The 26,170-nt window shown below is 59.3% G+C and carries 26 protein-coding genes and 3 pseudogenes; 18 read left to right on the top strand and 11 right to left on the bottom strand.

The features are described 5' to 3' along the window. Window positions 1–144 precede the first annotated feature (144 nt). From guaA to P3T22_RS19950, 5 genes and pseudogenes are all read left to right on the top strand, one after another. The gene (gene guaA, locus P3T22_RS19970) at window positions 145–1,728 is read left to right on the top strand and encodes a glutamine-hydrolyzing GMP synthase (protein WP_063496510.1); all 1,584 of its coding nucleotides are present in this window, start codon (window positions 145–147) and stop codon (window positions 1,726–1,728) included. Window positions 1,729–1,950: 222 nt separating this feature from the next. Beyond that, window positions 1,951–2,073: pseudogene (locus tag P3T22_RS19965) on the top strand (Arm DNA-binding domain-containing protein); the annotation flags it as partial. 207 nt (window positions 2,074–2,280) lie between these two features. Further along, a pseudogene (locus tag P3T22_RS19960) lies at window positions 2,281–2,403 on the top strand (nuclear transport factor 2 family protein); the annotation flags it as partial. A gap of 398 nt (window positions 2,404–2,801) precedes the next feature. Then, window positions 2,802–3,275 (top strand): GNAT family N-acetyltransferase, encoded by a 474-nt coding sequence (locus P3T22_RS19955; protein WP_429325904.1) that lies wholly within the window; start codon window positions 2,802–2,804, stop codon window positions 3,273–3,275. A gap of 285 nt (window positions 3,276–3,560) precedes the next feature. Then, window positions 3,561–4,181, top strand: a complete 621-nt coding sequence (locus P3T22_RS19950; RefSeq protein WP_420488477.1) for a GNAT family N-acetyltransferase — start codon at window positions 3,561–3,563, stop codon at window positions 4,179–4,181. Between the two features lie 241 nt (window positions 4,182–4,422). Here P3T22_RS19950 and P3T22_RS19945 read toward each other — a convergent pair whose 3' ends face one another. Further along, on the bottom strand, window positions 4,423–5,910 hold the full coding sequence (locus P3T22_RS19945; protein WP_063496507.1) for a purine-cytosine permease family protein: 1,488 nt from the start codon (window positions 5,908–5,910) through the stop codon (window positions 4,423–4,425). Window positions 5,911–6,048: 138 nt separating this feature from the next. Beyond that, the gene (locus P3T22_RS19940) at window positions 6,049–6,480 is read right to left on the bottom strand and encodes a nuclear transport factor 2 family protein (protein WP_429325903.1); all 432 of its coding nucleotides are present in this window, start codon (window positions 6,478–6,480) and stop codon (window positions 6,049–6,051) included. Window positions 6,481–6,890: 410 nt separating this feature from the next. On the opposite strand from P3T22_RS19940, the pseudogene P3T22_RS19935 reads away from it, so the two are divergent. Then, a pseudogene (locus P3T22_RS19935) lies at window positions 6,891–7,244 on the top strand (transposase); the annotation flags it as partial. A 252-nt stretch (window positions 7,245–7,496) separates the two neighbouring features. Here the strand turns inward: P3T22_RS19935 and P3T22_RS19930 are convergent. Then, entirely contained in the window at window positions 7,497–7,838 is a 342-nt protein-coding gene (locus tag P3T22_RS19930; RefSeq protein WP_429325902.1) for a DUF4148 domain-containing protein, read from the bottom strand. Window positions 7,839–8,731: 893 nt separating this feature from the next. Between P3T22_RS19930 and P3T22_RS19925 the strand changes: the two genes are divergently transcribed. The 4 genes from P3T22_RS19925 to P3T22_RS19910 all read left to right on the top strand — a co-directional run bounded on the left by P3T22_RS19925 (window position 8,732) and on the right by P3T22_RS19910 (window position 12,217). Next, window positions 8,732–9,241 carry a DUF1269 domain-containing protein gene (locus P3T22_RS19925; RefSeq protein WP_429325901.1) on the top strand — a complete coding sequence of 170 codons (510 nt, stop codon included), beginning with the start codon at window positions 8,732–8,734 and terminating at the stop codon, window positions 9,239–9,241. Window positions 9,242–9,673: 432 nt separating this feature from the next. Next, window positions 9,674–10,051, top strand: coding sequence for a copper resistance CopC family protein (locus P3T22_RS19920; RefSeq protein WP_063496501.1), 378 nt, complete (start codon window positions 9,674–9,676; stop codon window positions 10,049–10,051). An 839-nt stretch (window positions 10,052–10,890) separates the two neighbouring features. Next, window positions 10,891–11,835: a metallophosphoesterase family protein gene (locus P3T22_RS19915; protein WP_429325900.1), complete on the top strand. Its 945-nt coding sequence runs from the start codon at window positions 10,891–10,893 to the stop codon at window positions 11,833–11,835. 85 nt (window positions 11,836–11,920) lie between these two features. Further along, window positions 11,921–12,217, top strand: coding sequence for a cupredoxin domain-containing protein (locus P3T22_RS19910; RefSeq protein WP_420488476.1), 297 nt, complete (start codon window positions 11,921–11,923; stop codon window positions 12,215–12,217). Between the two features lie 142 nt (window positions 12,218–12,359). Here P3T22_RS19910 and P3T22_RS19905 read toward each other — a convergent pair whose 3' ends face one another. Together P3T22_RS19905 and P3T22_RS19900 are read right to left on the bottom strand one after the other, a co-directional pair. Further along, the gene (locus P3T22_RS19905) at window positions 12,360–12,680 is read right to left on the bottom strand and encodes a DUF4148 domain-containing protein (RefSeq protein WP_429325899.1); all 321 of its coding nucleotides are present in this window, start codon (window positions 12,678–12,680) and stop codon (window positions 12,360–12,362) included. A gap of 139 nt (window positions 12,681–12,819) precedes the next feature. Further along, on the bottom strand, window positions 12,820–13,065 hold the full coding sequence (locus P3T22_RS19900) for a DUF4148 domain-containing protein (protein ID WP_429325898.1): 246 nt from the start codon (window positions 13,063–13,065) through the stop codon (window positions 12,820–12,822). 584 nt (window positions 13,066–13,649) lie between these two features. Between P3T22_RS19900 and P3T22_RS19895 the strand changes: the two genes are divergently transcribed. Continuing rightward, window positions 13,650–14,189: a sigma-70 family RNA polymerase sigma factor gene (locus tag P3T22_RS19895; protein ID WP_063496496.1), complete on the top strand. Its 540-nt coding sequence runs from the start codon at window positions 13,650–13,652 to the stop codon at window positions 14,187–14,189. Further along, the gene (locus P3T22_RS19890) at window positions 14,189–14,974 is read left to right on the top strand and encodes an anti-sigma factor family protein (RefSeq protein ID WP_063496495.1); all 786 of its coding nucleotides are present in this window, start codon (window positions 14,189–14,191) and stop codon (window positions 14,972–14,974) included. The genes P3T22_RS19895 and P3T22_RS19890 overlap by 1 nt, the downstream gene beginning before the upstream one ends. 92 nt (window positions 14,975–15,066) lie before the next feature. Here the strand turns inward: P3T22_RS19890 and P3T22_RS19885 are convergent, their stop codons facing one another. Both P3T22_RS19885 and P3T22_RS19880 read right to left on the bottom strand, forming a co-directional pair. Continuing rightward, entirely contained in the window at window positions 15,067–16,764 is a 1,698-nt protein-coding gene (locus P3T22_RS19885; RefSeq protein WP_429325897.1) for an adenylate/guanylate cyclase domain-containing protein, read from the bottom strand. An 89-nt stretch (window positions 16,765–16,853) separates the two neighbouring features. Continuing rightward, window positions 16,854–17,081 carry a hypothetical protein gene (locus tag P3T22_RS19880; protein WP_063496493.1) on the bottom strand — a complete coding sequence of 76 codons (228 nt, stop codon included), beginning with the start codon at window positions 17,079–17,081 and terminating at the stop codon, window positions 16,854–16,856. 402 nt (window positions 17,082–17,483) lie between these two features. Here P3T22_RS19880 and P3T22_RS19875 point away from each other — a divergent pair, with 402 nt between their 5' ends. Further along, a complete protein-coding gene (locus P3T22_RS19875; RefSeq protein ID WP_063496492.1) occupies window positions 17,484–18,509 on the top strand; it encodes an AraC family transcriptional regulator in 1,026 nt (341 codons plus the stop codon). 19 nt (window positions 18,510–18,528) lie between these two features. On the opposite strand, the gene P3T22_RS19870 is transcribed toward P3T22_RS19875, so the two are convergent. The 3 genes from P3T22_RS19870 to P3T22_RS19860 all read right to left on the bottom strand — a co-directional run bounded on the left by P3T22_RS19870 (window position 18,529) and on the right by P3T22_RS19860 (window position 20,956). Further along, window positions 18,529–19,410, bottom strand: a complete 882-nt coding sequence (locus tag P3T22_RS19870; RefSeq protein ID WP_236720839.1) for a 3-hydroxyacyl-CoA dehydrogenase — start codon at window positions 19,408–19,410, stop codon at window positions 18,529–18,531. Between the two features lie 107 nt (window positions 19,411–19,517). Next, complete coding sequence (locus tag P3T22_RS19865; RefSeq protein ID WP_429325896.1) at window positions 19,518–20,399, bottom strand: alpha/beta fold hydrolase; 882 nt, start codon at window positions 20,397–20,399, stop codon at window positions 19,518–19,520. A gap of 50 nt (window positions 20,400–20,449) precedes the next feature. Beyond that, complete coding sequence (locus P3T22_RS19860) at window positions 20,450–20,956, bottom strand: 2,4'-dihydroxyacetophenone dioxygenase family protein (protein WP_063496489.1); 507 nt, start codon at window positions 20,954–20,956, stop codon at window positions 20,450–20,452. A gap of 550 nt (window positions 20,957–21,506) precedes the next feature. Between P3T22_RS19860 and P3T22_RS19855 the strand changes: the two genes are divergently transcribed. The 5 genes from P3T22_RS19855 to P3T22_RS19835 all read left to right on the top strand — a co-directional run bounded on the left by P3T22_RS19855 (window position 21,507) and on the right by P3T22_RS19835 (window position 25,387). After that, window positions 21,507–21,797 carry a hypothetical protein gene (locus P3T22_RS19855; RefSeq protein ID WP_148662168.1) on the top strand — a complete coding sequence of 97 codons (291 nt, stop codon included), beginning with the start codon at window positions 21,507–21,509 and terminating at the stop codon, window positions 21,795–21,797. A gap of 46 nt (window positions 21,798–21,843) precedes the next feature. Then, a complete protein-coding gene (locus P3T22_RS19850; RefSeq protein WP_181448370.1) occupies window positions 21,844–22,593 on the top strand; it encodes a hypothetical protein in 750 nt (249 codons plus the stop codon). Between the two features lie 244 nt (window positions 22,594–22,837). Then, window positions 22,838–23,407 (top strand): TetR/AcrR family transcriptional regulator, encoded by a 570-nt coding sequence (locus P3T22_RS19845; protein ID WP_429325895.1) that lies wholly within the window; start codon window positions 22,838–22,840, stop codon window positions 23,405–23,407. 59 nt (window positions 23,408–23,466) lie between these two features. Next, the gene (locus tag P3T22_RS19840) at window positions 23,467–24,312 is read left to right on the top strand and encodes an SDR family NAD(P)-dependent oxidoreductase (protein WP_429325894.1); all 846 of its coding nucleotides are present in this window, start codon (window positions 23,467–23,469) and stop codon (window positions 24,310–24,312) included. Window positions 24,313–24,529: 217 nt separating this feature from the next. After that, entirely contained in the window at window positions 24,530–25,387 is an 858-nt protein-coding gene (locus P3T22_RS19835; protein WP_063497985.1) for an SDR family NAD(P)-dependent oxidoreductase, read from the top strand. A gap of 238 nt (window positions 25,388–25,625) precedes the next feature. Here P3T22_RS19835 and P3T22_RS19830 read toward each other — a convergent pair whose 3' ends face one another. Continuing rightward, window positions 25,626–25,889, bottom strand: coding sequence for a DUF4148 domain-containing protein (locus P3T22_RS19830; protein WP_063497984.1), 264 nt, complete (start codon window positions 25,887–25,889; stop codon window positions 25,626–25,628). Window positions 25,890–26,170: the final 281 nt, after the last annotated feature.

The raw sequence follows: 26,170 nt of genomic DNA, 5'->3' as shown, positions 1-26,170 counted from the left end.
TGAGTGCCTGCTGCGCCCGCTGGCCCAGCGCGCTTCATCGTCACGCTTCATGCTCGATCGTCCCCACGCGGACTGCTTTGAATTCAACGCCGCGCTTCATGCGCGGCATCCCATATCCGTTCACTTTTGACTCCGTCCGCTGCCATGCATGACAAGATCCTGATCCTCGACTTCGGTTCGCAAGTCACCCAACTGATTGCACGTCGCGTTCGCGAAGCCAACGTGTATTCGGAAATTCATCCGTACGACGTCGATGCGTCGTTCATTCGCGATTTCGCGCCGAAGGGCGTGATCCTGTCCGGCGGCCCGAGCTCGGTCACCGAAACGGATACGCCGCGCGTGCCGCAAGCGGTGTTCGAACTCGGCGTGCCCGTGCTGGGTATTTGCTACGGCATGCAGGCGATGGCCGAGCAGCTCGGCGGCAAGGTCGACATCGGCCACCTGCGCGAGTTCGGCTACGCCGAAGTGCGTGCGCGCAACCATACGAGCCTGCTCGAAGGCATCAACGACTTCACCACGCCGGAAGGTCACGGCATGCTGAAGGTGTGGATGAGCCACGGCGACAAGGTGCTGGAAATGCCGCCGGGCTTCCAGCTGATGGCCTCGACGGAATCGTGCCCGATTGCCGCGATGGCTGACGAGGCGCGTCATTTCTACGGTCTGCAATGGCACCCGGAAGTCACGCACACCGTGCAGGGCCGCGCGATGCTCGAACGTTTCGTGCTGCAGATTTGCGGCGCGAATCCCGATTGGGAAATGGGCCACTACATCGACGAAGCCGTCGCGAAGATCCGCGAGCAGGTCGGTAACGAGCATGTGATTCTGGGCTTGTCGGGCGGCGTGGATTCGTCGGTGGCGGCGGCGCTGCTGCATCGCGCGATCGGCGATCAGCTGACCTGCGTGTTCGTCGATCACGGCCTCCTGCGTTTGAACGAAGCCGAGCAGGTGATGGCGACGTTCGCTGAGAACCTCGGCGTCAAGGTGATTCACGTCGACGCGAGCGAAGTGTTCCTGTCGAAGCTGGCCGGTGTGACCGACCCGGAAGCGAAGCGCAAGATCATCGGCGCGGAATTCGTCGAAGTGTTCCAGACCGAAGCCAACAAGCTGACCGATGCGAAGTGGCTCGCGCAAGGCACGATCTATCCGGACGTGATCGAATCGGCCGGCAAGGGCAAGAAGGCGACGCAGACCATCAAGAGCCACCACAACGTGGGCGGCCTGCCGGAGACGCTGAATCTGAAGCTGCTCGAACCGCTGCGCGAACTGTTCAAGGATGAAGTGCGCGAACTCGGCGTGAAGCTCGGTTTGCCGCCGGCCATGGTGTATCGCCACCCGTTCCCGGGCCCGGGTCTCGGTGTGCGGATTCTCGGCGAAGTGCGTCGCGATTTCGCCGATCTGCTGCGCCGCGCGGATGCGATTTTCATCGAGACGCTGCGCACCTTCATTGACAAGGAGACCGGCAAGTCCTGGTACGACCTGACAAGCCAGGCGTTCGCGGTATTCCTGCCGGTGAAGAGCGTCGGCGTGATGGGCGACGGACGGACCTACGAGTATGTCGTCGCGCTGCGTGCTGTGCAGACGCTGGACTTTATGACTGCGCATTGGGCGCATCTGCCGCACGAATTGCTGGGGCATGTGTCGAACCGCATCATTAATGAAGTGCGCGGGATTAACCGGGTGGTGTACGACATCTCGGGGAAGCCGCCTGCGACCATCGAGTGGGAATGATTCAGACTGCTCCCAAGTCGTTCCGGGAGGACTGGTTTTTCATGTTTTTCGTTTAAAAACATGAGGTTATTGTCCGGTGTGTTCTGCTGTGATCCGGGCAATGCCTGGTGGAAATGTCGGTATCGGTGACGGTGCCGACATTTCTTCCTCGGACGGCCTTGTCCGATACCGTCAAATCAGTCTGACGGTATCGGTTGACGGTATACGTTCGAGGAGTCCCCTATGCTCACAGACATGCAGTTGCGAGCGCTGAAGCCGGCCAAGAAGATCTGCAAGGTTGCCGATCAACGGGGGCTATATGCGGCAGTGACGCCGTCAGGCGCGGTGAGCTTCCGGTACGACTACTCCAGTTTCGCGACGACGGCACGCTGGTCTTTGACCGGTACGATCGCGACTATCTGGGCAGTGACCGGGCCGACGTGTATTGCGTCGAACGCGACGCTGTTGCCGGGCTTTACGACGCCATGGCGCTTGCGACCGGCGAAAGGCCGACGACGCCGGAGACACTGCTCGCCGCCATCGGCCGGCATTATCCCGCATGGGATGATGCATACCGATGGATCTATGTCCGCGCGAGCCGTATCGTTTTTCTCAGTTGAAGCCGGCGAAATCACTCGCATCGTTGAATATTGGCCGGAATCATATGCTGCCCCTGCCAATCGAGCGCATCGAGTAGGTGACCGCGTATCGCCGGCGTTGTGCCGGCTAGACCACCGGCGCGAACTGGGCCAATTTGAGCCGCTCGTGGTGACTGCCTGAATCGGTGACAATTTCCGAAGCGCTATTGACAGCTTCGCTCTAGAACGGCAACCTCCGGTCATGGACCACGACGCGTGCAAATTCATGATGTGCACCATGACCGCCACTGGCGAGTCGTGGGAATCGTGACGTTCATACATCGCACATAGATTTCCTCAACGGCCCTGCCAGTCATGACGGGGCCGTGTCTTTTCAATCGCTCCGTTTTGTATTGGCACAAATAGGAGTGGTTGCATGCACGACAAAGTATGTGTTTCCGATCTTCTGAGTCCTATCGACGCTTGGACCTGGCAGATCGCGCTGAGGAGCGCGGCATGCTGACGATACGGAAAGCTAGCAGTGGCGATGTGCTCGATGCGTGGGATATCCGCAAGGCTTCGGTACTTGCTGCGTGCGCCGAATATTATCCAGAAGCATCCTTGTCAGCGTGGGTTGATGGCTCGCCGACCGACAAATGGGCCAGCGTTGTCGAACGCGACTTTTACGTAGCCATCGATGAAGGATTGGTCGTTGGTACAGGGATGTTTACCGTCGCAAGCGGGCAAGTGGACGCCATCTTCGTCCGGCCGTCTCACATGGGGCGCGGTATTGGGCGCAAGATGCTGCAGTTACTCGAAGCGTTGGCTCGCGATCACGGACTTGCCTCGATGCGGCTCGATGCCACGCTGAACGCGGCACCGTTTTATCGTTATTGTGGTTGGTCGGGGGATGCGATTTCGACGTACCGAACGTCGCGCGGACTGGAATTGGCTTGCGTGCCAATGACTAAGCGCGTTGCCCTAGCGTAGCTTGATCCCGTGCCGACTGCTGCCGCCCGCAGTCGGCAAAACGTTTGGCTGAATGGCCGCAATCGGGAAGCCCGTCAGTCCGCTTCGGGGCGCGTGCTGCCGATCGAAGCCTGGCAAGGTTCAAGCTGAACATGTCCATTCCATCTCGGCCAGTACCGGCCGCTCGACGGCAGGCGAGAGATCGCTGACAATTGGGTTGGTTGTCGCTACTTGATCGCAACTCGCGATGTCGACGTCGTCGAGCAGGCGGCACGTCGCGGCGCATCGCCGATCAACACTTCACCCATGGCTATGACCGAAGCACTTCAACTGACTCTCGTTGGCAAGACCATTGATCTTCGCGTTCTTGAACCTGCAGACGCGCCTTGTCTCCTCGACGCTGCGGCAGACGGCGAGCTTTGGAATTTAAAAGTGACTGTCGTGCCGGGGCCGTCGACTATCGACCCATACGTCGCTACGGCATTGCGGGGACATCAGGAAGGTCACGTCGTCCCGTTTGTGGTTATCGCTCGTGATACCGGCCGCATCATTGGGAGCACACGCTTTTGGAAGATCGACCGGACCAATAGGAAACTCGAAATCGGTCACACTTGGCTGAGCGAGTCTGTCCAACGAACGGCGGCAAACACGGAGGCGAAATACCTCCTCCTGAAATACGCATTTGAAGTAATGCAATGTGTCCGCGTGCAGTTCACGACCGATGAGCTAAACGAGAAGTCGAGGGCTGCAATATTGCGCATCGGTGCAAAACAGGAAGGTATCGTTCGCCATGAGCGGATCATGCCTGATGGCCGCAAGCGCAATTCGGTGCGATTCAGCATCATCGATACCGAATGGTCCGGCGTGAAAGCAACGCTGGAAGACAAGCTCATGCGCTCAGCGGAAGCACAAAATACGACTATCTAGGATCTTCCGGGCAGGCGGTCCCGCACCACGGCGAAACATCTCGATCGTCCATCTGTCAGCTTTCCGAGACCGGCCAACTCCAGCCGTTGGTCCGCGCTATGGCGAGGATGTCCGAACGGCGGCTCCGGCCCTTACAACGGCCCCTCGGGCGTGCACGCGATCATCATGATGGCTTTGTTCAAAGGCGAATGGCCTCTCGCGGCCACCCGCCCACGCTCGTGTCGACACAACCTGTCACTCATCAGACGCCCGCAGCCTCTGGCGCGCGGGAAGCTAAGGAAGCCAATTCGATTTCGCTGGTTTCAATCGCGGGCTTCTCAGCGCTAGTGTCAAGCGAACGCGTCATTAACAGGTAAGCCACCGCAGACACTACCAGGCCTACCGCCCACGCGATATCGACACCACCGATCTTTTGCGCGATCGCACCGGTATAGAAACCCGGCAACACGAAGAACGGGATCGTCGAAAAAAATCCGATCGCATAAGCCAGCAGCCCACGAACGCCCCACGCCCCATAAATCCCGCCCGGCGTGAACAAATCGGTAATCGCGTATTCGCCGCGACGCACAAAGAAATAGTCAACCAGGTTGATCGCCGTCCATGGCACCAGCAGATACAGCATGATCGTCAGCGCGGCAAACAGGATGTCGATTGCGTTGCCCGTCAACGCCAGTGAGATGATCATCCACAGCGCGGTCAGTCCTATTAGCGTGACGATACGGATCGAGCGCGTTGGTTTCACCGGCCAGAAGGAATCGAGTCCTGTGACAATGGTCAGCATGGCGCTGTACGCGTTCAGCCCCATCGTCGCGGCCATTGCGCCGATCGATGCCAGCGAGATCAACGCACCGAATCCGTGAAACACCGCATTGCCCGCGCCGTACAGCGCTACGAGGCCATCTGACGCGCCGAGCCGGGTTGCCAGCCACGCACCGAGCGCAATCAGCCAGATTGCCGACACCGACGCACCGATGAACACTGCCGCGATGATCGAACGCGGCCGGGTTTCGCGTGGCAGGTAGCGCGAATAGTCCGAGACATAGGGTGCATAGGTGATGTTGTAGCTCGCGCTTGCGGCGAACTGTGCGGCAAACGCGACGATACTGAACGCCCCCGGATGATCGACCTTGCCGCCCGCCGCGCCGGACATGATCGCCAGCGACAGCACGATATACAGCGGCAGGCTGGCGACGAGCATCCACTTGAACACCCGATGCAGCCAGTCGTGGCCGTACACGGCGAGCGCCAATGCGAGCAGCGCGGTTCCGATCGTGACGGCTACTGGCGACCATCCGAAGATACCCTTCAGTCCGCTCGACATCAGCACCGTATCGACAACATTAAAGCCGACGAACGTGAAGGCGGTAGCGAGCAACACCACGACGACACCCCGATAACCGAACTGCGCGCGCGACTGGATCATCTGCGGCAAACCGAGGTGTGCGCCCTGCGATGCGTGAAACGCCATGAACAGGGTCCCAAACAGAATGCCGAGCGTACCCGACAGCACCGTGTAGCCGAGCGAAAGTCCCATGCCCGGTCCGACGAACCCGATCGCGATGGTGAAAAACTGGAAGTTGCCGAGAAACCAGAATGGCCCCTGTCCGGCTACACGGCCGTGCCGTTCACGTTCCGGAACATAATCGATCGAGCGCGTCTCGATGCCACCCCGATGCGGCGGCACGGCGGCCGGTGCGGGATCCCAAGTCGTTGTGTTGTTGCTGTTCATATCCCTTTCTCGCTTTTGGCAAAGACTACTGGAAGCGGCGCTGACCCCGCGGCTATTACGTGATTGAATTTCCTGGAAGGCACCCTGGCCGTCGAGCAACTGCATCGCTCCGCATGGACACGTTCGTCTTCGCTGAGCTCATGCTGCCGAGTCCTCAAGCGTCTGATCCGATTCCGCATGGGCAGGCAGTGGCGACAGGTGCTCATGGACCGCCAGCCACCCTCCGCCAGTCCGCGCAAACACGATCGACTCGCGCTCATCAAGCGTGGTGCGGCCCGCGCGCGTCGATACGGTGGTGCGCACCGCATGCGTGAAAATCGCGCATTCGCCAACCAGCTGCACAGAGCGATCGCTCGACTCACAACCAAGCACTGCGAACTGCTGCTCCTGTTCCAGGCGGTGCCAGAGCGCTTCGTACGCCACACGCGAAGGCAAGGATTCGGTAACGTGATAGAACAGGAAAGTCGCATCCGGCGCGAAGGCCGCGAAATAGGCGTCGCGGTCATGCCGCGCAAATGCATCGATCAATATGTCGGCTGCGGCCAGTACCTGCTGTTCGGTCTCGCTCAAGGAGTCAGCTCCAATCGGTCGGTCAAAGGGGGTGGAGGGCAAGTCAATTGCCCGGAGCAACCGTTTCATTGGCATTGAATCGATGCCGCCGATCGATGCATGGCGCTACCGGGAATCAACCGGAACGGCGTGCTGCTGAGACAAGCTGGCCCGCTTAGGGACACTGGCCAGTTCGCGTGACTAACGCGGTCAATGGATTGATGCTAGAGCGTAAATATTCTGCAAAGAATTTGGCATTCATGAAGTCAACATTCATCGCGATCGATGTGACCCCTGCGGCTGGCCTGGCCTGACCACAATGATTGACGGTTGACTTCGCCGCCTCGTCCGATTTGCGTCGGCAAAGGGGCCGGCTTCGCCCGTGTCTGCATCTTCGCGCCCGACGATCCGGGTCACGCACGCTGAGACATGCACGACATCGGCGCGGGCGACTCCAGTTCTTCGGCGAGTATGCGCAGCTCGCTGACCGAGCGGCATTTGCACAGTGGCTCGCGCCGCTGCGCGCCTCCGAATGGTTTGTGAATACCAAGCGTCCGTTCGCGGGTCCCGAAGCAGTGCTCGCCTATCTCTCACGCTATACGCGTGTCAGCGATGAACTCTTGTTGAGCCATGCGAACATACGCTTGATCTTCCATCGGCGCCGGTATCAACTCAGCGCGCGACCATCCTGCAATGGCTGCTGCTGTACGGGGAGATCAGTTCGACGCCTCCCTGCGCAAGCTTTTCATCGAGCGGATCACTGTCATCGGCAAGATCCCCAATAATTCGTCAGGGCTCTCCCGGCGTGGCGTTTTCATCGAGTGTAGCTTCGACAAGGGTAACTTCATGTGGGCTAGCAGAGGACGTGTGCACGGCGAGTGAAAAATCATGAGCATCTGAAAAACCATGAGCTTCGTACCCTTGCTCTTCTACAAGTTTTTCTCGTCGTGCCATGCCAGGCAAGCTAACACGGCACGCGAGAAGTTAACACGGGGCGTTTATGAAACCACTTCTAGCGTAGCACGGTGGCGTGTGGCTCAAGAGCCGAAAAAAATATCGCAGAAGCTGACAGGTCCGACGCAGGTCGACGGAACTGAGGGGACCGTCTTTTGTTTGATGTGGCCGGCATCGCTAGTGCCTGTCGTTGCAACACCCATCCCACTGTCGCCGTTTTGCTGCTTGAGCCGCGCGACCTGCTGTTCAAAGATCGGCGCAACGTCGGGGTACGACGTATCACTCACGAAATTCAGACCGTTGCGTTCGGCTTCAATCAACTCCTGCCGCACCTGCGCCCGAGTCTTTTCTTGAGCCTGCGCGTTGATCGCAATGCCCGCTGCGGCGGCGAGAATCAGGGAGAAAACGATGGTTCGTTTGTTCACTTTGGACTCCAATATAAATGACTGGAAGTTTCTGGTTCTGCATCATGAAGCGCGCGGAAAACTCAACCGGGTTCCGTCGGACGAGGTGCGTCGTAGAGGCCTTACCGTCGGAGACAGGTTCGAAGCAAAGCCACCGTTCGCTGCTGTAAGGATTCCTTGATCCACGGCATAAACACATTCTCGTCGTATGCATCGCAACCGACCGGAATCCAGTGCTCCAGAACGTTGGATACCGCATTCCCCTTTTCTCTGCTCGCTTCAATGTGAGAGGATGGAACGCTGCAGTCTTAATCACGCGTGCTCACACTACGGTATACCGGGAGCGGGCGCCGCTTATTCCCAAAGCTGCCGGGGGGGTAGAAAAAAATGGCTGACGACAACGCCTCGCTGCTGCCATGGAACATGCCTACCCAACCCTCACGATAAAGCCGTCTCGCGAGGAACTCGATTATTAAACATGAGCCAACGAATCAACTTCCGTGCAGCGGTGACGGAGATCACAAGCGATTCGTCAGTCACTGTGAATTCGATGTCGCACCATTGCCTACGTTGACGGAAATCTCGAAGGATGCCGGGAGTGGGCGCGTCCCGCGAAGTTCCTGTAGATCAAATTCCCATGCGTCCAGCAACGCCGTCGCGGTCGATGAACTTGTGTTTCAACGCGACGGAGATGTGCGCAATCAGCAAGAGCGCATAGTTCGCTTATGTTCTTGCAACAGCATGCAACGGGACTTAGATCATTGAACCCGAATCAGACCGCAAGTACGCGCGATTTATTCCGGTCGGTTACCAACATGCCAGTCCTTCGGGAATAACCTTGCTCGAGTTGCGGTATGGACAAGACACCCATCCCGATGCTTCGGGACTGGTGAACTACCGTTCGGGAGAAGGACATGAGACGTATCTATTTGCTATTGCCGAATGTGCATAGTGCACAGATGACTATCAACGAACTTCTGTTATTGCGGGTCGAGTGGCGACATATCCACGTGATTGCCAATCACAATGTGGCGCTCGAGGATTTGCCAGAAGCGACCCTGGCGCAACGCAGCGATCTGTTGCCCGCCCTCGCGAGAGGGGTGGCGATGGGCGGCCTCACGGGGACGCTGGCCGGACTGGTCGCACTGGCGTTCCCGCCGGCTGGCCTGACGATTGCAGGCGGCGCGGTCGTGGCGATCACGCTCTGTGGCGCTGGCTTTGGTGCATGGACGGCGACGATGATTGGCGTCGATGTACCGAATACGCGGCTCAAGCGCTTTGAACAGGCTATAGAAAAAGGCCAACTACTGATGATGGTCGACGTGGTGAAAGATCGCGCCGAAGAAATCGAGGAGGTGATCAAGCTGCGTCGCGCCGAGGCCGACATCCAGGGAACGGACCCGACGATTCCGGCGTTTCCGTGACGCCGCGTAATGTCATCCATCGATGCAGAGCGTCATGCGGCCGGGTCAATCCCGCAGCCAATCTCAGACGCTCGTTTACTCAAGGAGTCTTGACTTAAAATCGAATTCGTTGAACCGACTTATCATGCTATCCATACCTGATTCGCTCATTGTGAACGCCGCGCTGTTGGCAGCATCGAACTGTGTACTCATAAATGCCGCTGGGGTTCGGCGCACTTCATATAACGCGTGCAGAGGTTACTTACGAACTCGAAAAGCTGAAGTGAGCGCGGATATCGCGCCTTCTCCAGGTGACGATCCATACCACCCCCGACATTCAGGCGGGCAACAACGGGTCGAAGCCAAACTTCAAGCGGAATAGAATGCGCTAATAGGCGGTAACGACGCGGCGCAGACCCGATCCATGCCTTGATCAAGATTGACGATACATCTATGAAAAACTCCTTCCTGAATGGCTCCACTGCACGCGGCGTCGTCGCCGCGTTGAGTCTCGCGATCGCGCAACTGGCGAACGCCCATGTCTATCCAAAACGTCAGGTGCCGCCCCCTGGAGCTAGCATGTCTGTTTCGCCCAGGGAGGTGTCGATCGATTTCGATGACGGACTCGAAGCGGCATTTAGCGCGATCACGGTGACGGATGCAAAGCGCAGGTCCGTGACGCTTGGCAAGGCGATGGTCGATTCGTCGAACCCGAAACACATGTCGGTGCTGCTGAACCAGCTAACGCCCGGTGTGTATACGGTCACGTGGGTTGCGGTCGCCGCCGACGGGCATCGTACGGAAGCCGAATACACCTTCACGGTCAAATAGCGGCGATCTTGCCTGGCGTTGTGTTTGCATTTGGAGTTCAGTGATTCTTTCTGCAATCTTCGGCGCTCAAATCCCTTGCGCAATTGGCCCGCGATGAAAGCGCCGACGATCGCGGATGCAGATGAGTGATGACATCGGTGCACCTATAAGAGGCCAGAAGCGGGCAAATAGTCGGCCCGTAACGCCCGAAAAGTCGGGGCTGAAGGGTGGGGTGAAGACTGCCCGATGAACTCCGGCATGCCGAGGACGCGCTCAAATTGCGCTGCCTGTTTCATGCGTGAATCCTGCTCCGTGAAGATCGGTTTAACGTCTGGGTAGGAGGTTTCGGTGACATTGTTCGGGCCGTTCAGCAGTACCTCGATCAGTTCATCTGGAAACCTCCGCGCGGGTCTTGACTTGCGCAAATGCACCTGACGAATCGAGAACAGCCAGAGAACGGACGACCACTGAAAATTCCTTCATTGCAGACCTCAGTCCGCTTTTCGATATGCAATGAGTAGACGCTGTTTCGTCGCTGGATATTCCCGCAACTTCAATAAAACACATTTGGCCGACAACAAAATCAGTTCGCAGTCGGCTCGTCAGCATCAGGCTGCCGATCGGTATTGGTCACCGATTCTGCTCACGTCGCGGTTACGTGCGTGGCAATGCGATCCTGGTGCGCGGCCACCGCAACCAACCAGGGCGCGAACCGGTTGCGCCGACCCCACGACCAAATTCGAAATGTGCAGCGGGCTGGAATAAAACGGATGACCCGGCAGTCTATGCATTGAATCCAGTCCGGAGGCCCGTCGGATAATCCGGCGGTCTACCTCCTGAACCTTAGTCGAGAGGGCACTATGTCGTCTGATCTTCCATCCGATCCGTCGCGCCGCGGCGCGTTGAAATGTCTTGCCTTCGGTGGCGTAGGCACCGTGTTTGTCCTGGCCGGCGGTATTCTCACGCCGGTGGAATTAGCCCTCGCCGCCACAGCGAAGGATTCGTCAGTTGCCTCGGGTGTTCCCCTGTTCCTTCAGATCAGCGATTCTCATATAGGCTTCAACAAGGAAGCCAATCCGGATGTCGCCGGTACGCTCAGGCAGACGATTGACTTTGTCAACGCCATGCCGGTCAAGCCGGCGCTGACGATTCACACAGGTGACATTACTCATCTGTCCAAGCCGGCAGAGTTCGACCTCGCGGCCCAATTATTGTCGGGCCTGAATATCACCGAGCTGCATACCGTGCCCGGCGAACATGATGTGACTGACGGGCCAGGGACGGAATACTTCAACCGCTTCGGTCAAGCCTCGGACAATAAAGGCTATTACAGCTTCGACCACAAGGGCGTGCACTTCATCGGGCTCGTCAACGTAATGCATTTCAAGCCGAATGGATTGGGCGGCTTGGGCGACGACCAGCTCGCCTGGCTGGAGAACGATCTGAAGGGGCGCTCGTCCAGCACGCCGATTGTCGTCTTTGCGCACATGCCGATGTGGACGATTTACGAGCCGTGGGGGGGGGGCACCGGCGATGCAGGCCAGGCGATGAGCTATCTGAAGCGCTTTGGTTCGGTCACCGTCCTGAACGGGCATATCCATCAGATCGTGTCGAAGGTGGAGGGCAACATCACCTTCCATACGGCGCGCTCGACGGCGTATCCCCAACCGGCGGCCGGCAATGGCTCCGGCCCCATGCCGCTGACGGTGGCGAGCGATCAGCTTCCGAGGATGCTTGGCGTGACCAGCATCAAGATCGCGCGCCACCCGCTGAAGGCGACACTTAGCGACACGACACTCGCCTGACTCCGGACACCACCCACCCACAAGGATCCTAATCATGCGAACCATTTTCTTTCGTCGCGCCTTCATCGTCTCACTCGCCGCCGGGATGCTGATGTCGGGATTCGCTTCCGAGTTCACCGTCGCGCAGGCGCAGGAGGCCAACGCAGTCGTGATAAAGAACTTCATGTTTTCGCCGATGTCCCTCACGGTCAAGGCTGGTTCGACCGTGACCTGGAAAAATCTCGATGGCGAACCGCATGCGGTTGTCAACGATGCCGGCCTGTTTCACTCCGGCGCGCTCGATCAGAACGACACCTTTCAGTTCAAGTTCGATAAACCCGGTGTCTACAAGATATTCTGCGGAATTCACCCGTATATGAAAGAGACGATTACCGTCAAGTAGGAGCACTCTCTCCCGGAATTCATGCCGCCAGAGGTTGAGCAACTGACCGGAAGGAGGCGCGAGGGGGAGCTCTGCGCTGCGCACTATCTATGCCGGTGCGCAGCACGGATTATCACGTTCCGAACTGTGACACTGCGCCGACTCAAGGTGTCGGCTTCGTCTGCCCGGTCTGCCCCAAGCCCATCACTGCGCTTCTTTCCGCTAGATGTTTGGCGGCAACCTTTGCTTCCGCGGCCTGAATGTCGGCGGGGTAGTCAACGTCGTCGCCCTGGGCCGGGTTATACCCGGCCGCCTCCAGCTCTTCGAGTTCATGTCGCACTTCCGCGCGAGTGAGCTGATGTGCGGCAGGGGCAGAGGAAGTTTGCGCATACACGCTGGCCGAAGTTGCCATCAGCACTGCGCCCGCAACAACCAGCGCACGTAGTGGCTGGTCAACAAACTGATTCATCGAATCCGATTTCATAGTAGTGCTCCTTGCTTCATGGAATGCTTATTCGCGCGAGGATCGGCCTGGGCTGCACATGATGCGAGCGGTGGTGAGAGGACGGGACGCATGCGTGCCGTCCTCCGCCATGAAAGTTCAGCCGGGACGAAATGCGTGTTCAATTGGTAGTGCTGTCCGTCATGGTTGCGCGCTGTTTCGCAATATGCTCCTGCTTCATGCGGGCGACCTGCGCCGCGAAAATCGGATTGACATCTGGGTACGAGGTATCGGTGACATAGTTCAGGCCGTTCTGCTGCGCTTCGATCAGTTCCTGATAGACCTCGGCGCGTGTCTTGCTCTGGGCAAATGCGCCCGATGACATGAGAACGGACAGCGACATGGCGGCAATAGCGAGCTTCTTCATTTCAGACTCCTGATAATAGTGTGCGGTATGCAATGAGTAGACGCGGCTTCGTCATCAGATATTCCCGAATCTTCGATAAAAGCATTGGCCTGACTGTCCGCGTCACCTTGCAATCGGCGACATATATCGGATGGCTGGTCGGGGGGATGTCGGCCGTCCGCGGGGGGCGCCGTTCCATGGGCAGGGTTACGTTCGCGGGGGAGGGAGTGCGTCGTTGTGACCTTCAGCGCGGATACAATGTCTTTGAAATCACTCATCCGTCTGCCCGCGCTCGAGGGCACCGCCAGCCGGCGGGGAGAATTAGACGAGGGGCGTCGTATCGTGCACCGGACCGGGCATGGGGAGGACTTGACTGGCGGCTCAAGCCGGAGATAATTCACGGCGGCGGGCTTGGTTAGCTTGATGCAATTGCATCAGGCGGGGCGTTTCCCGAAGGTTTCTCCGCGCACGTGTATCGATCAAACGACCTCCGCGTACTACGCCAGAGTAATACGGAGCGATTTTGACCGTCGGGGAATAAAAACGACGTGCTGGCGGTCTTATAACTGTCGGTCACGGATTGCGGTTACTGCAGGAATTTCACAATGACCGATCCAGTCAGCGCGCAGCGCTTCGAGAAGCTCGTGTTACCTCATATGAATTCAGCCTTCAATGTTGCGCGATGGCTGACGCATAACGACCAGGATGCCCAGGACGTGGTGCAGGAGGCGTATCTGCGCGCGTTCCGGTTTTTTGGCGGATTCCGCGGCGACGATGCCCGTGCCTGGTTGCTAAGCATCGTGCGCAACACCTTCTACTCCTGGTATCAGCAGAACCGGGGCCACGCACCGGATACGATGGAGTTTGAGGAAGACATGCATAGCCTTGAGACGAGTACCGCTGATCACGACGACAGTCCTGAAGCGATGCTCATGCGCAGCCAGAGCCAGAAGCGGGTGCACAAGGCGTTGCAGAGTCTGCGTCTGGAATACCGGGAGGTGATCGTGCTGCGGGAGCTGGAAGAATTGTCGTACAAGGAAATCGCCACGATTGTGGGCATCCCGATGGGGACGGTGATGTCGCGCCTCGGACGCGGCCGCCAGCAACTTGCGGCGTTGCTCGCCCCGACGGATCAGGAGGCATGATGGATCACGAACAGGCCTTCGAACTGCTGCCAGGCTATCTCGACCAGGAATTGAGCCTGTCCGAGGCGCTCGAATTCGAGCGCCATCTGGCAGGCTGCGAGCAGTGTCAGCAGGTCTACGCGCAGCACCGCCAGGTGAGTGCGCAACTCAGGCAGGCGGATTTGCGCGTCGAGGCGCCCGCGGAACTGGTGAAACGCATCAAGGCGGCGTTGCCGGGGCGGCCATCGCTCTGGCAACGGCTGGTTGAGCTGTTCGGTTGGCGGCGCGGCGGCGGGTCATTGGGCTGGGCACCGGTTGGCGCGATGGTGATGAGTGTGGTCGCGTTGACGTGGAGCGCGGGGTTGTACCTCTCGGTGCCGTCGAGCGAGACGCGCCTGAGTCAGGAACTCGTGGACAACCATATCCGCTCGTTGCAGTTCAATCACCTCTCGGATGTAATTTCAACCGACCGGCACACGGTCAAGCCGTGGTTTGACGGCAAGCTGGACTTTGCGCCGCCGGTGGTCGATCTGGCGCAGCAGGGATATCCGCTGGTCGGCGGGCGGCTGGATTACCTGAACGGGCGACCGGTCGCCGTGATGGTCTATCGGTACAAGCTGCACCCGATCAATCTTTATGTGTGGCCGGGCGACGACGCGGGCGCCACGCCTCATATCTACCAGCAGCAGGGCTATCATCTCGCGCACTGGAGTGCTGCCGGAATGAATTACTGGGCAATTACCGATGCCGGGGGCATGGAACTGAACGGCTTCATCTCGGACCTGCGAGCGCATCCGGCTTCCTAGCGGTCGCGACGCGGTAGGTTTGCGGCGGACTATCTGGGCGACGCGAAAGCGAGAATAAATTCGTGAGTGACGCGCAATGTCGCGAAGTGCTGTCAGGTCTGAGGCATCTGGGATGCCTTGGACAGCACACGGACATGAACCGGGTCATGGCGGCCTTTCAGGTGCGCATCAAGCTGCGGCAGGTCTGCCGCCGAAACGCCGGCATGCTGGAATACCTGTTCGGACACGATAGCGTCGCAAGCCATTTCTTTTGTCAGTTCCTCAAGTCTTGAGGCCACGTTCAGTGGGTCACCAATTGCGGTGAATGTCACATGCTCGCGAAAGCCAATCTCACCCATTACAGCCCGGCCGCAATGCAATCCGATGCCAAACCGGATAGGTGTTTTCAGTTGCTGCTCGAGCGCAGCGTTGAGTTGATCAATATTGGCTGCCACCAACGGCACCGCGCAGAGCGCCTGGCGACAAGCAATGGCTGGCTCGCTGTGTAAGCCAAAAATCGCGAGCACAGCGTCGCCGATGAACTGGTTTGGCATACCACCCGCCTCTACCACCGCGGCACAGACAGCGCTCAGGAAGCGACTAACTACGAATATGCTGTCGAACGGTAGTTGCGCCGCCGCAAGCTGTGTGGAACCCCGCATGTCCACGAACATGAACGCCGCGAATCGCTCCTGCGGCATGACGTCCCGCTGACGCGGTTGCAGAAAGGCCGTGAATGCGGCCGGCGGCACCAGTGGCCACACGGAGAGATCATGGATCGGCCGCAACTGGCACGCAAGACGCACTGTCTGCGAGTCAGCTCCCAGTCGCTCGAGGACACGCCGCTCCGCCTCGGCTGGCCTGGGCAGCGGCACATCGCTGAGCACGCGCACCCTGCACAATGTGCATCGGGCCCGGCCACCGCACGTGCTTGCATGGGGAACTCCGGCCATCCGGCTGGCTTCCAGCACCGAAAACCCGAGCGGCGCGAATACCTTGCGCCCGTCGGGATATAAGATGCAGAGCCGTCCGTGCCGGCGCTCCCGGACCGTGCGCAGCAGCCGCGCTCCAAGTACCAGCAGCAGCGCGCCACCATCGAAGAGCAAAAAGTCGTTGCGCAGATCGGCGAGCCAGAGATTTTGCAATCCCGTCCCGACGACCGTCGGCCGAGTCGCCGCGGCGCGCCAGACGGGATCCTGGGCAAGCGCGATCACTTCCCGTCCGCCTTGCAGGAAACCTAGAAGAGCGAGCACGGGGAGCAGCACGGCGACGCTCAGCAGCACGCTTCGCCACGCCCCAAACCATGGCTTCAACCGCAACCAGAACCAGACGCCACAACAGCCATGCGACCAGGCGACCACCAACAGCATCAGTTGCGCCCGGCCGAAGAATGGCGAAGCGATCCAGAACGAGTACAACAACTGCGCGTAACCCTTGTTCAGGCCGAAGGCGGCGAATGCGACCCGCGTATTGGCGAGATGATTGGCTAGCAGCGGCGGAATGCACAAACCGAGGACGAGCTGCGCCGCCTCACCCCGATTCCAATGCACCGAGCGCCGCTCATAGAGAGCCCACAGACCCAGGAAGAAATGCGTCACGAGCGCGCTGTACAGCACACCTGTTCCAAGCCATCCCTGCCAGATAAACTTCTGTACAAGCAGACCACGCTCCAGCCACGCGAGCGAGATATTCCCCAGCGAGTGATTCAGGAGGTGTGCCCCTACATAGGTGAACAGCACCAGCCCGGTGGTTAGCCGAACCGATCGCACTCCTGCCGGCCGCCATCTTTGAAAACTGGGAAAGCGCAACATGCTCTGCTCTCCACCCTCTTGATCAGAGGCATTTCGTTGGGAGATCGACCGGCGGGGCGCGGTTCGATGTGGTTGCAATGCGTGTTTAGTCACGCATCCATCGTCTTGTCGCCAAGGTCGTGGAGTTTCTTGAGAAACGCCAGCTCGCACCTGGTTTGTGTGCTTGCGACGCCAAGCTGGGCGACCACGTGCCTTGACACATTACTGCGGAACTGGCTCTTTCGAAGCGTGCCTTCAGGAATATTACTATTGTCGATCAAGCGATTGACGAAACTGAGCGCACGCGACTCACGCATCAGCGATGAGTTGAACGACATCTAGTTTATACGGTTCAGGATTTCGGCCGAAGCTCGCACCGATCCACGGCGCTACTCGTTGAACTGGCCGGGAATGGCCAGCGCCTGAGCGACGTCGCGTTAAGTGGAACGTCGCGGGTAGACGCGATCAGACAAACACGCTGTACATGTCGTCGTACATTTTGGATGCCTAATCATGATCTGAGAACTTGCCGATCTTTTCACTCGTAGCCAGCTACCCGGATCATCGTCGACGCCCCCTTCAACGCCTGCGTCGCGGTGTACGACAAGCCCTACGAGGCAAAACGGTCGCGAATGAGACCCCGCACAAAATATGCGCGTACTCTTTCATTCGACAACGCGATACCATCAGGTAAATTCCCTCACGCAGCGAACCATCTCAAGTAACGATCCGTATATAGAATGCAAGGCTACCTACCCAGTGTCGTACTGACCGGAGCTGCTGCTCTGCTTGAGGGACTTGGCGTTCAACCTGAGCTGGTTGCGGCAGGAGCCGATCTGCCGGATCTTGCGCTCCGTTCAGCCGATGTGCCGATCCGGGGCGCGCAAGTGCTTCGATTCCTTTCGCTGGCTGCTGAAGTTACGCAATGCCGGAACTTTGGATTGAGGCTTGCCGAATATCAGGGCCTGGCGGTCCTGGGGCCGATTCTTGTCATGATGCATGGCGCGCGTACCATCGGGGAGGCAATGGATACGCTTGCCGAGTTCTACGTACTACATACATCGATGTCTTCTATTCGGGCTGCGCGGGACGATCAGGGGATGGTGCTGACTTACGACCTTGAAAGCGCTTCCGGTCCCGGCGAGGTTCAGGCAGTTGAACTGGGTCTCGCTAACGGTATGCAGTATTTGCGTACCCTCTGCGGTACCGGCTGGCAGCCGGCCGTTGTGCAATTCCGTCATTCGGCGCCTGCGGACTGCGCAATGCACAGGCGCACGTTTGGACCATCCCTGGAATTCGATCAGGACAGAAACGCGATTGTCCTCGATCGCGGTACGGTGACGCGTCCAGTGACACAACTTCGCCGTAACGCGCATCGTGTGCTCGAGGCGCATTTGCGGCGGGAAAGAGCCCAGGTGGAGGCACTATGGGCGGTACGCACGCAAACGATGATTCGCGCGCTGTTGCCGTTCACGGACAGTTCGCTCAACGCCATAGCGCGAGCGCTTGCTATGTCCCCGCGGTCCCTGCAACGTCGGCTCTCAGAGGCCCGCACGACGTTCGATGAACTGCGGGAACAGGTTCGTGAAGATCTCGCACTGAAGTATGTGCAGCAGTCAAACCTGCGTCTCGCTGAGATATCCGAACTGCTCGGTTATTCGCAGCAAAGCGCGTTTAGCCGTGCGTTCAAGCGACTGCGGGGCGTCACGCCCCGGCAGTTTCGAGCAATGCGTCACGAGGCTGACCCCGGACGCTTTGCTGAGTAGCAATAGGCCGCCTTGGGTTTCACGCGGCGACGAACGTTGGATTCAGGAATTCCGGATCGGGATATTGATAGAAGCCGCGTCCCGCCAGTTCACCGAGATACCCTGTATCGATGAAATGAGTTTTCACGTATTCCGCCATGCGCCGATACGTCGAATCACCCGACCGTTCAGCAAGCGCGCGGGTCACGTTATAGACGGTCGTCATGCCGATTCTGTCGAGAACGCCGAAAGGGCCAATGCGATCCTCTTTGGCAATCATCCACACCTTGTCGATCGTCTGAACATCTGCGACCTCGTTGACCAGCAGACCTAGAGCGGCGACCAGCATCGGGATAAGCACGGTGTTCAGCAAGCAGCCGGGCTGCTCCTTGCGCAGCGGTATAGGCACCATGCCGATACGATGCGCAAACTGCACCATGTGTGCGAATACGGCGGGGTGGGTGCCCGGATGTCCCATGATTTCCGCGATATTATGCTTCCATATCTCGTTCGCGAAATGCAGGCTCAGCACGCGCTCGGGCCGGTCGGTGAACATGGCGAACTGGCTCGGCACCAGCGTCGACGAGTTGCTCGCAAAGATGGTACCGGCCGGCGCTACAGCCGACAGGGACCGGTAGAAAGATTGCTTGATGGCCAGATCCTCGGGGATGGCTTCGATGACGAGGTTCGTGCCGGCGACGGCCGAACCGAGGTCGGTACTGCCCTCGAGGCGTGCCAACGTGGCTTCGATCTGCTCGCGAGACGCGCCGAGGTCCGCAGCGTAGACGCGCCCTAGGGCATCAAAGCGGGCGTTCGCGCGCTCCAGGCAGGCGGTATCGACGTCGTAGGCGACGACGTCGATACCGGAAAACGCGCACTGAAAAGCGATCTGCGCGCCCAGCACACCGGTGCCGGCCACCATGACGCGTGCAATCGGCTGATTGTCGTTTAGGGAGTGAGTAGACATGAGTAACGGGTAGGGTGCGTATCGTAGATCGGATGGGGCGGATTTTTTGCCGGCACGAGGATTCACACCAACGGCGAGATGGCGAGATGGTCGAGCAGCAATGGGATGATCCGGTCCGGCGCTTCTTCAGGGAGCCAGTGACTGGCCCCCTCTAGTATTTCGAAACGATAGGGCCCGTCGACAAAGCCGCCCGTAAGCATGGCAGCTTCGCGGCCGAGAGCACGGTCTTCGGATCCCCAAACGTAGAGTGTCGGGACGGCAATGCGGCCTGCGGGATACGACAGGTTATCCGGGAGCGCGCGATACCAGTTCAACGTCGCGGTAAGCGCACCAGGCTCGCTGAGGCGCCGCACGTTTTCGTCCACGAGCGAAGCGGGAACGCGTCCCGCGTAGGCGGCTCGCAGCGCCGCTGCTCCGTCCGCAAGCAGGCGTCGCTCTGCGACACCCCCTGGTTGACGAAAAACACGAACATAATCCAGGCGCCGGTATTGGTCTTCTTGATGCAGTGCCGCTTGCAGCGCTAACGGATGGGGTGTCGCCAGCACGGAGAGCGAACTCACGCGGTGTGCATGCGTCGAGGCGAGCCCCCACGCAACCAACCCGCCCCAGTCGTGGGCAATCAGATGAAAGCGTCCCGCGCCCAGCTGATCAGCGAAAGCGAGGGCGTCCGCCTGGAGATGCCCAGCTGCGTAAGACGCAATGTCTTGCGGCCGGGCATTCTCAGCGTAACCACGCTGATCCACGGCGACTGCCCGGTAGCCTGCTGCGCCGAGCGCGACCAGAATCCCGTGCCAGCAATCGGCGAATTCCGGCCACCCATGCAGCAGGAGGACGCACTCTCCGCTCCGCGGCCCTGTGGCCAGAGCTGTGTGGGTATGCGGCCCGCAGGCCAGTGTCAGCTCTTCCAGGGAGGGAAGCGGTGCGGAGGGTACAAGGTGGGTCATCGACGTGATCTCCGTGAAGCAGTTGCGAGGCTTATGTCCGCCGACGTCGCTTAGCGGCCGCCCTGGCAGCCGATCAGGTCGATCTCAGGAAAATTGTGGGCTTTGCAGTAGTCCTGATAACGGCTTAAAGCCGTGCGCCACGTCTCGACGAACGTGACCTTGCCGTCTTCGTCGAGGAAGTGGAGCTCACCGGTCGACACCACGAGCGCCATACCATTATCGTCGTCGGAGAGATTCGTGAACGAGTGTGACGACTCCGACGGCTCAAACACGAAATCGCCGGCTTGCGCGATCCAGTCGTGCTGGTCGTATTTCCAGCGACCGCTCAGCGTGTAGACCATCACCGTGCCGGTATGGCGATGAATATGCGCGCCTTCGCCTTTGGCCGCCTTCATGAGCAAGACCACTTCGCCCGTGACGGGATTGATCTTGAAGTATTTGAGAAGAATCTTGTCGTTGATCGGCGCGAAGGGAATCCACGGCGTGGCGTTTCCAGCGATATGGACCGTGTCGATGGCGGAAACATCGTTGAGGGCGAGCGTAGCTTCTGCGTTCATGGAATGAGTCTCCGATTGTGTTGAGGGCTGGGCGTGCGCCGCGTGAACCGTGCGCAATCTCCAGTGCCTATTCAATCGCAAGTCGTCCGTGGGAACTTGACCTGTGCCGCCCGATTTTGTACTTTACGCGCCAAGTTTTTCTTCTCTGGACCGGAAGGAAAGTGCGGTCCTGTAAAAGCCAATCGGCAGGCGCTCCAGGGAAGTGGCGCTATCTGTCAATGTGAAGCTGGCGACATATGTAAGCGCCTGGCTCGAGTGCCATCCTCCTCAATATCGCGCAAAAATCCATGGTAATAATGCAGAGGATTACTAGCGAGGCGCAATGCGGCGTCAAACGACGCCGTCAGACTTCAACCGTGAGAGCCGTTCGTCCGACAGGCCGAGCAGCGACTGCAGAACATCCTTCGTGCCTTCCCCGAGGTCTTCGAAAAATGAGCGATTTTCGCCCGCCTGCCGAATTTGCACCACAGCCCCGCATCCCGTCGAGTCAGGGAATAACCGGCGCATGCTTGCGGTATTACAGGCATGGCACCCGAAATGGGAGATCAAAATGGACATCATCGACATGGCCCGCGCGTCGGGATTGACCGTTATCCTCGATGGCAGGATTGGCCGCGAGGAATACCAGAGCGTATGCGGTTCGGTATCGGCGTTACAGCGATTTGCCGCGTCGCTACGACTATGCGCGGCGCATCAGCGTAACAGCGCCCCGCATCGGTCATCGGCGGCCAGCGTGTTTGGCCGGTTACGCCGGCGCATCAGCAGACTTGCGAGAATAGCGGGCGCCGTGACAACGCCCTCCCGACGCATGTCGCGCCCCGTTCATCGGAAACAGAAGTGAGAGGCTTTGGCGGGACGTCCGCCCCCCAGGAGAGGTGAGGATCAGGATGCAAGCCGTTCTACGCCGTCTTCAACTTGCCTCGGGCCTGGTGATGCTGACCTATCTCTTTCTGCATCTGGTCAATCACGCGCTCGGGATCTGGTCGCTCGACCTTGCCGGACGCGGCCTCGTACTCGCGCTGCGGCTGTGGCGCAGCACGCCGGGAACGATCGCGCTGTACGGTGCCGCGTCCCTGCATTTTGCGCTGGCATTGCACACGCTATACGGGCGGCGTCACTGGGCGCTGCCGCCCGCCGAATGGATCCGCCTCTGGGCCGGGCTCAGCCTGCCGATGCTGCTGATCCGCCATGCGGTGACGACCCGGCTTGCGTCTACGCTCTATGGCTTCGAACCCGACTACGAGCGCGTCATCGTCGTGCTGCTCACGAGCGGCACACAGGGTCTGCAGCTTGCGCTGCTTGCACCGGGCTGGATACACGGATGCCTCGGACTGTGGTTCCGGCTGCGCCACTATGTGTGGGCGCGCCGCATGAAGCCCGCGCTGCTGGCGTTCATGGTTCTGTTACCGCTGCTGTCCGCGGCGGGCTTTATCCGGATGATGCGGGCCGTCGAGGGGACGCGCCTCGGACTTCCGCGCGCCGATCCGACGCTCGTCGCCCATCAGGCAGCACTAGGTGCCTGGCGCCACAATCTTCTCACCCTGTATCTCGCCCTAGTTGCCAGTGCATTGATCCTGGGCCAGTGGCGCAACGGCCTTGAACGTCGAAGGCTACGAAAGAGCTCACTGAGTTCCTGACGGGTTGGGACTGCATGCGAGATCCCCCACGCCCGCATATTCGTCAAAGATCGGGCCCATCTGGCGAAGGCTGCGCCGGATGGTTTCGTTCAGAAGTTCGGATTCATGTTTCGGGACGTAAAGCGTGCTCTGAAAGGGTACCCAGCGTCTTCCCAGCAGATTTCGTGCAAATCGAAAGATTGCCTTACGCTAACAAACGCGTATAATTGAGTGACTACTCACTCTATATATACGCAGAAAGTCCATGGCGCGCCCTTTGAGTCCGGAAAAATACAACGCCCTGTTAATGTCGGCAACGCAGGCCGTGGCTGAGCAGGGCGTGCAGGCCACCACGGCGAGCATTGCCCGGGGCGCCAACGTGGCTGAGGGTACCTTGTTCACGTACTTCGAGAACAAGGAAGTGCTGTTTCAGGAGGTCTATCTGCATCTCAAGCGGAGCCTCGCGGAAACCGTGATGCCGGACTATCCTGATGAGGCGGACTACCGGCAACGCATGGAGCACGTTTTCCAGCGCTATGTGAGCTGGGGGCTCTCCAATGCCGCCGGGCGGTTTGCCGTCGCGCGGCTCTCGGCTTCGGGGCATATACTGGACGAGACCAGGGCGCGGGGTATGGAAGCGTTTCTGGCGGTGTCCCGGATGATGGAGGCCGGAGTGCGTGACGGTGTGCTGGTGGATGCGCCAATCGCCTTTCTTTCATCCGTGATCGAGCACATTGCCGATACCACAATTGAGTATGTGAACAGGTATCCAGAGGATGCCGAACGTCACCGCGCGCTGGGATTTCGGGTCCTATGGCGGGCGATCACGGAGTAAAAATTTTCGACTTTAATTGAGCGCGTACTCGCTCATTTATTTGCAAGGAGAACAGAATCATGTCCAGTCAAAAGTGGTTCATAACCGGCGCGTCCAGTGGTCTGGGGCTTGCCCTCACTGAGAAGGTGCTCGCAGAGGGGCACCGTGTAGTTGCGGCGGTGCGCCGTGTCGACGCGATGCAGGAGTTGAAACAGAAATACCCGGCGCTGCTCGAGGTGGAGTCGCTCGATTTGACCAATCGCGAACAGGTGCAGGCTGTCGTTGCGCGCCACGCAGATGTCGACGTCGTCGCCAACAATGCGGGTGGCGCAGTTATCGGCGCAATGGAGGAAATGACTGAAGCAGATATCCAGCAGCAGCTCGCTCTGAACCTGCTCGCGCCCATTCATGTTACGCGTGCGTTCCTCCCAGCGATGCGTGCGAAGAACAGCGGCACGTTCCTCTATGTCAGTAGCGTCGGTGGGCGTGCAGCCTTCCCGAGCGGTTCCATGTATCACGCCGCGAAGTTCGGTCTGGAAGGCTTTGCTGAATCGGTGAGCCAGGAAGTCGCCGAGTTTGGCATCAAGACGATCATCATCGAGCCGGGCTCGATCAAGACGGGTTTTGTGACCAATATCCGCTGGACCCAGGAACTCGACGCCTACAAGGACGGCATAGTTGGAAAGCTTCGCCGTCAGATTGTGGAGGTTGGTGAGGAACAAGCCTCGGGTGACCCCGTGAAAATGGCCGACGCCATCTATACGGTCAGCCAGATGCATGAGCCGCCGCTGCGTACTGTCCTTGGCGGGGATGCCTATGCGGTGCTGGACGCTGGTTACTCGCGAAGCGTCACGGCGTTGCAGGCGCAAAAGGAGCTTGCCGAATCCGTGATGTTCGCGGGTAAGGCTGGATTCAATCCGCAGTAAGCATTGTGACCGCTGCATCGCATGCCGCCGTGAAGCAATGTGTTTTGCCGACGGCGGCAGCCAGGAGCGTGCTCGAAGGACTGCCGCATGGCAGAAACGAAAGGCGCGTCGGGTTTGCAGCGGCCTGTATCTGCGGGCGATGTCGATTAGATTTGGGATCGCCCGCAGCTCTGTCAAAAACGCACCGGGATCGGTGCATCTCAAAGGTCGAACGATCATGTCCAAAGTCTGGTTGATTACAGGTGCATCCCGAGGTTTGGGCCGCTCCATTCTCGAAGCCGCGTTGCAGGATGGCGGCAAGGTACTGGCGAGCGCGCGCGACACGTCGCGATTCACCGATTTGCAGGCGCGGTACGGCGATCTCCTGGCAACGTTTGAACTGGACGTCACGAATGAACAGCAGGCGAAGGAGGCCGTGTCCGAAGCGGTGCGCCTCTTCGGACGGCTGGATGTGCTGGTCAACAATGCCGGCTATGGCCACATTGAGCCGTTTGAGTACACGTCCGCCGAGGATTTCCGCGCGCAGATTGAGACCAATCTCTTTGGGGTGGTGAACCTCACGCGTGCGGCCATTCCGGTCATGCGAGCACAGGGCGGCGGCCACATTTTTCAGGTCTCGTCGGCAGGTGGCCGCATCAGCACCCCGGGACTCTCGGCTTATCAGGCGGCCAAATGGGCGGTGGGCGGATTCAGCGACGTAGTCGGCAAGGAAGTCGCTCCCTTCGGGATCCACATCTGCACGCTGGAGCCCGGCGGCATGCGCACCGAATGGGGTCATGAGGCTCGCGCGACACTGCAGGATCTGCCGCAGGACTACCAGGCATCGCTGGGAGACTTCAAGGCGCTCATTGATGCCTACGTCGGCCATGAAGTGGGGGATCCTGAGCGCATCGCAAAGCTGATCGTGGCGCTAGCATCGCGTGCAATGGTTCCAGCGCGCCTTGTGCTGGGCTCGGACGCCTGGCAGGTCGTCGAAACCGAGGAACAGGCACGCCGCGAGACGATGCAGCGCTGGAAGCCCGTCACCCTCGCTGCCGATTTCGGAGCGGTATCGCTCGAGTGGCCGTCGGAGTGACACCATGCGCGTTGTCCTGATCGGCGCGCACGCGCCGATCGCACCAAAGACTGCGGATATCCGCAGCACATCCCGACGACGCAATGTTCCGGTCGCGTTCATCGTTGTGCCGCTCGCCATGGTCGTGCTGTCGCCCGGCTCGAGTCCTGACTTTTTCCCAGGTTGTGACCCTCGCTCTAATTGTTGACGTCGTCTCCCGGGACGCTGTGCGGCGCGCACCGTACCGCTGTGCATTTGCTCACTGCCCGCCGTAGAGCGCGTTCAAGCGATCCAGCGTGCCGTCCTGCTGGGCGCGCTGCAATTCCTGTTTGACCTCCGCGCGAGTCTTGCCGTGCAAGGCACCGCTATTGCTGGTGCCCACGGACGTACCGCCGACTGCGTCCGACGTCATAGCTGCGTTGCTGTCCGTGGCCGTCCTGGGTGTGTCGGTGTTGTCACCCGCATAGGCGAGCGTGGTGCACAACGTCAATGCGGCAATAGGGATCAAAGTCAGAGCTTTCATCATATTCTCCAGCATGGTGCATGACATGCCCGACGCCAATCGAATTACGCAGTTTGCGCCGGGATTTCGTGCCGCTTGGAAAAGCATCAAAGGTTCTTGCCAATGACTCGGCACGCTCTTGCAATACTGGAGCAGAATCTCCTTTATTCCCGAGTTATATCCCTTTTTGTATCGCGACCGCTCCAGGACGGTGTGTCGCACATGGTGCCCAAAACCGGCGGTAGCCTATCCTGCCATCCCTCGTTTTTATGTTCTTGAATTTTCCGTTCGCAAATCCCGTG

The organism is Paraburkholderia sp. GAS348, assembly GCF_050434205.1.
In the GTDB taxonomy this organism is placed as follows: domain Bacteria; phylum Pseudomonadota; class Gammaproteobacteria; order Burkholderiales; family Burkholderiaceae; genus Paraburkholderia.
This window is presented reverse-complemented; position numbering and strand designations above follow the sequence as displayed.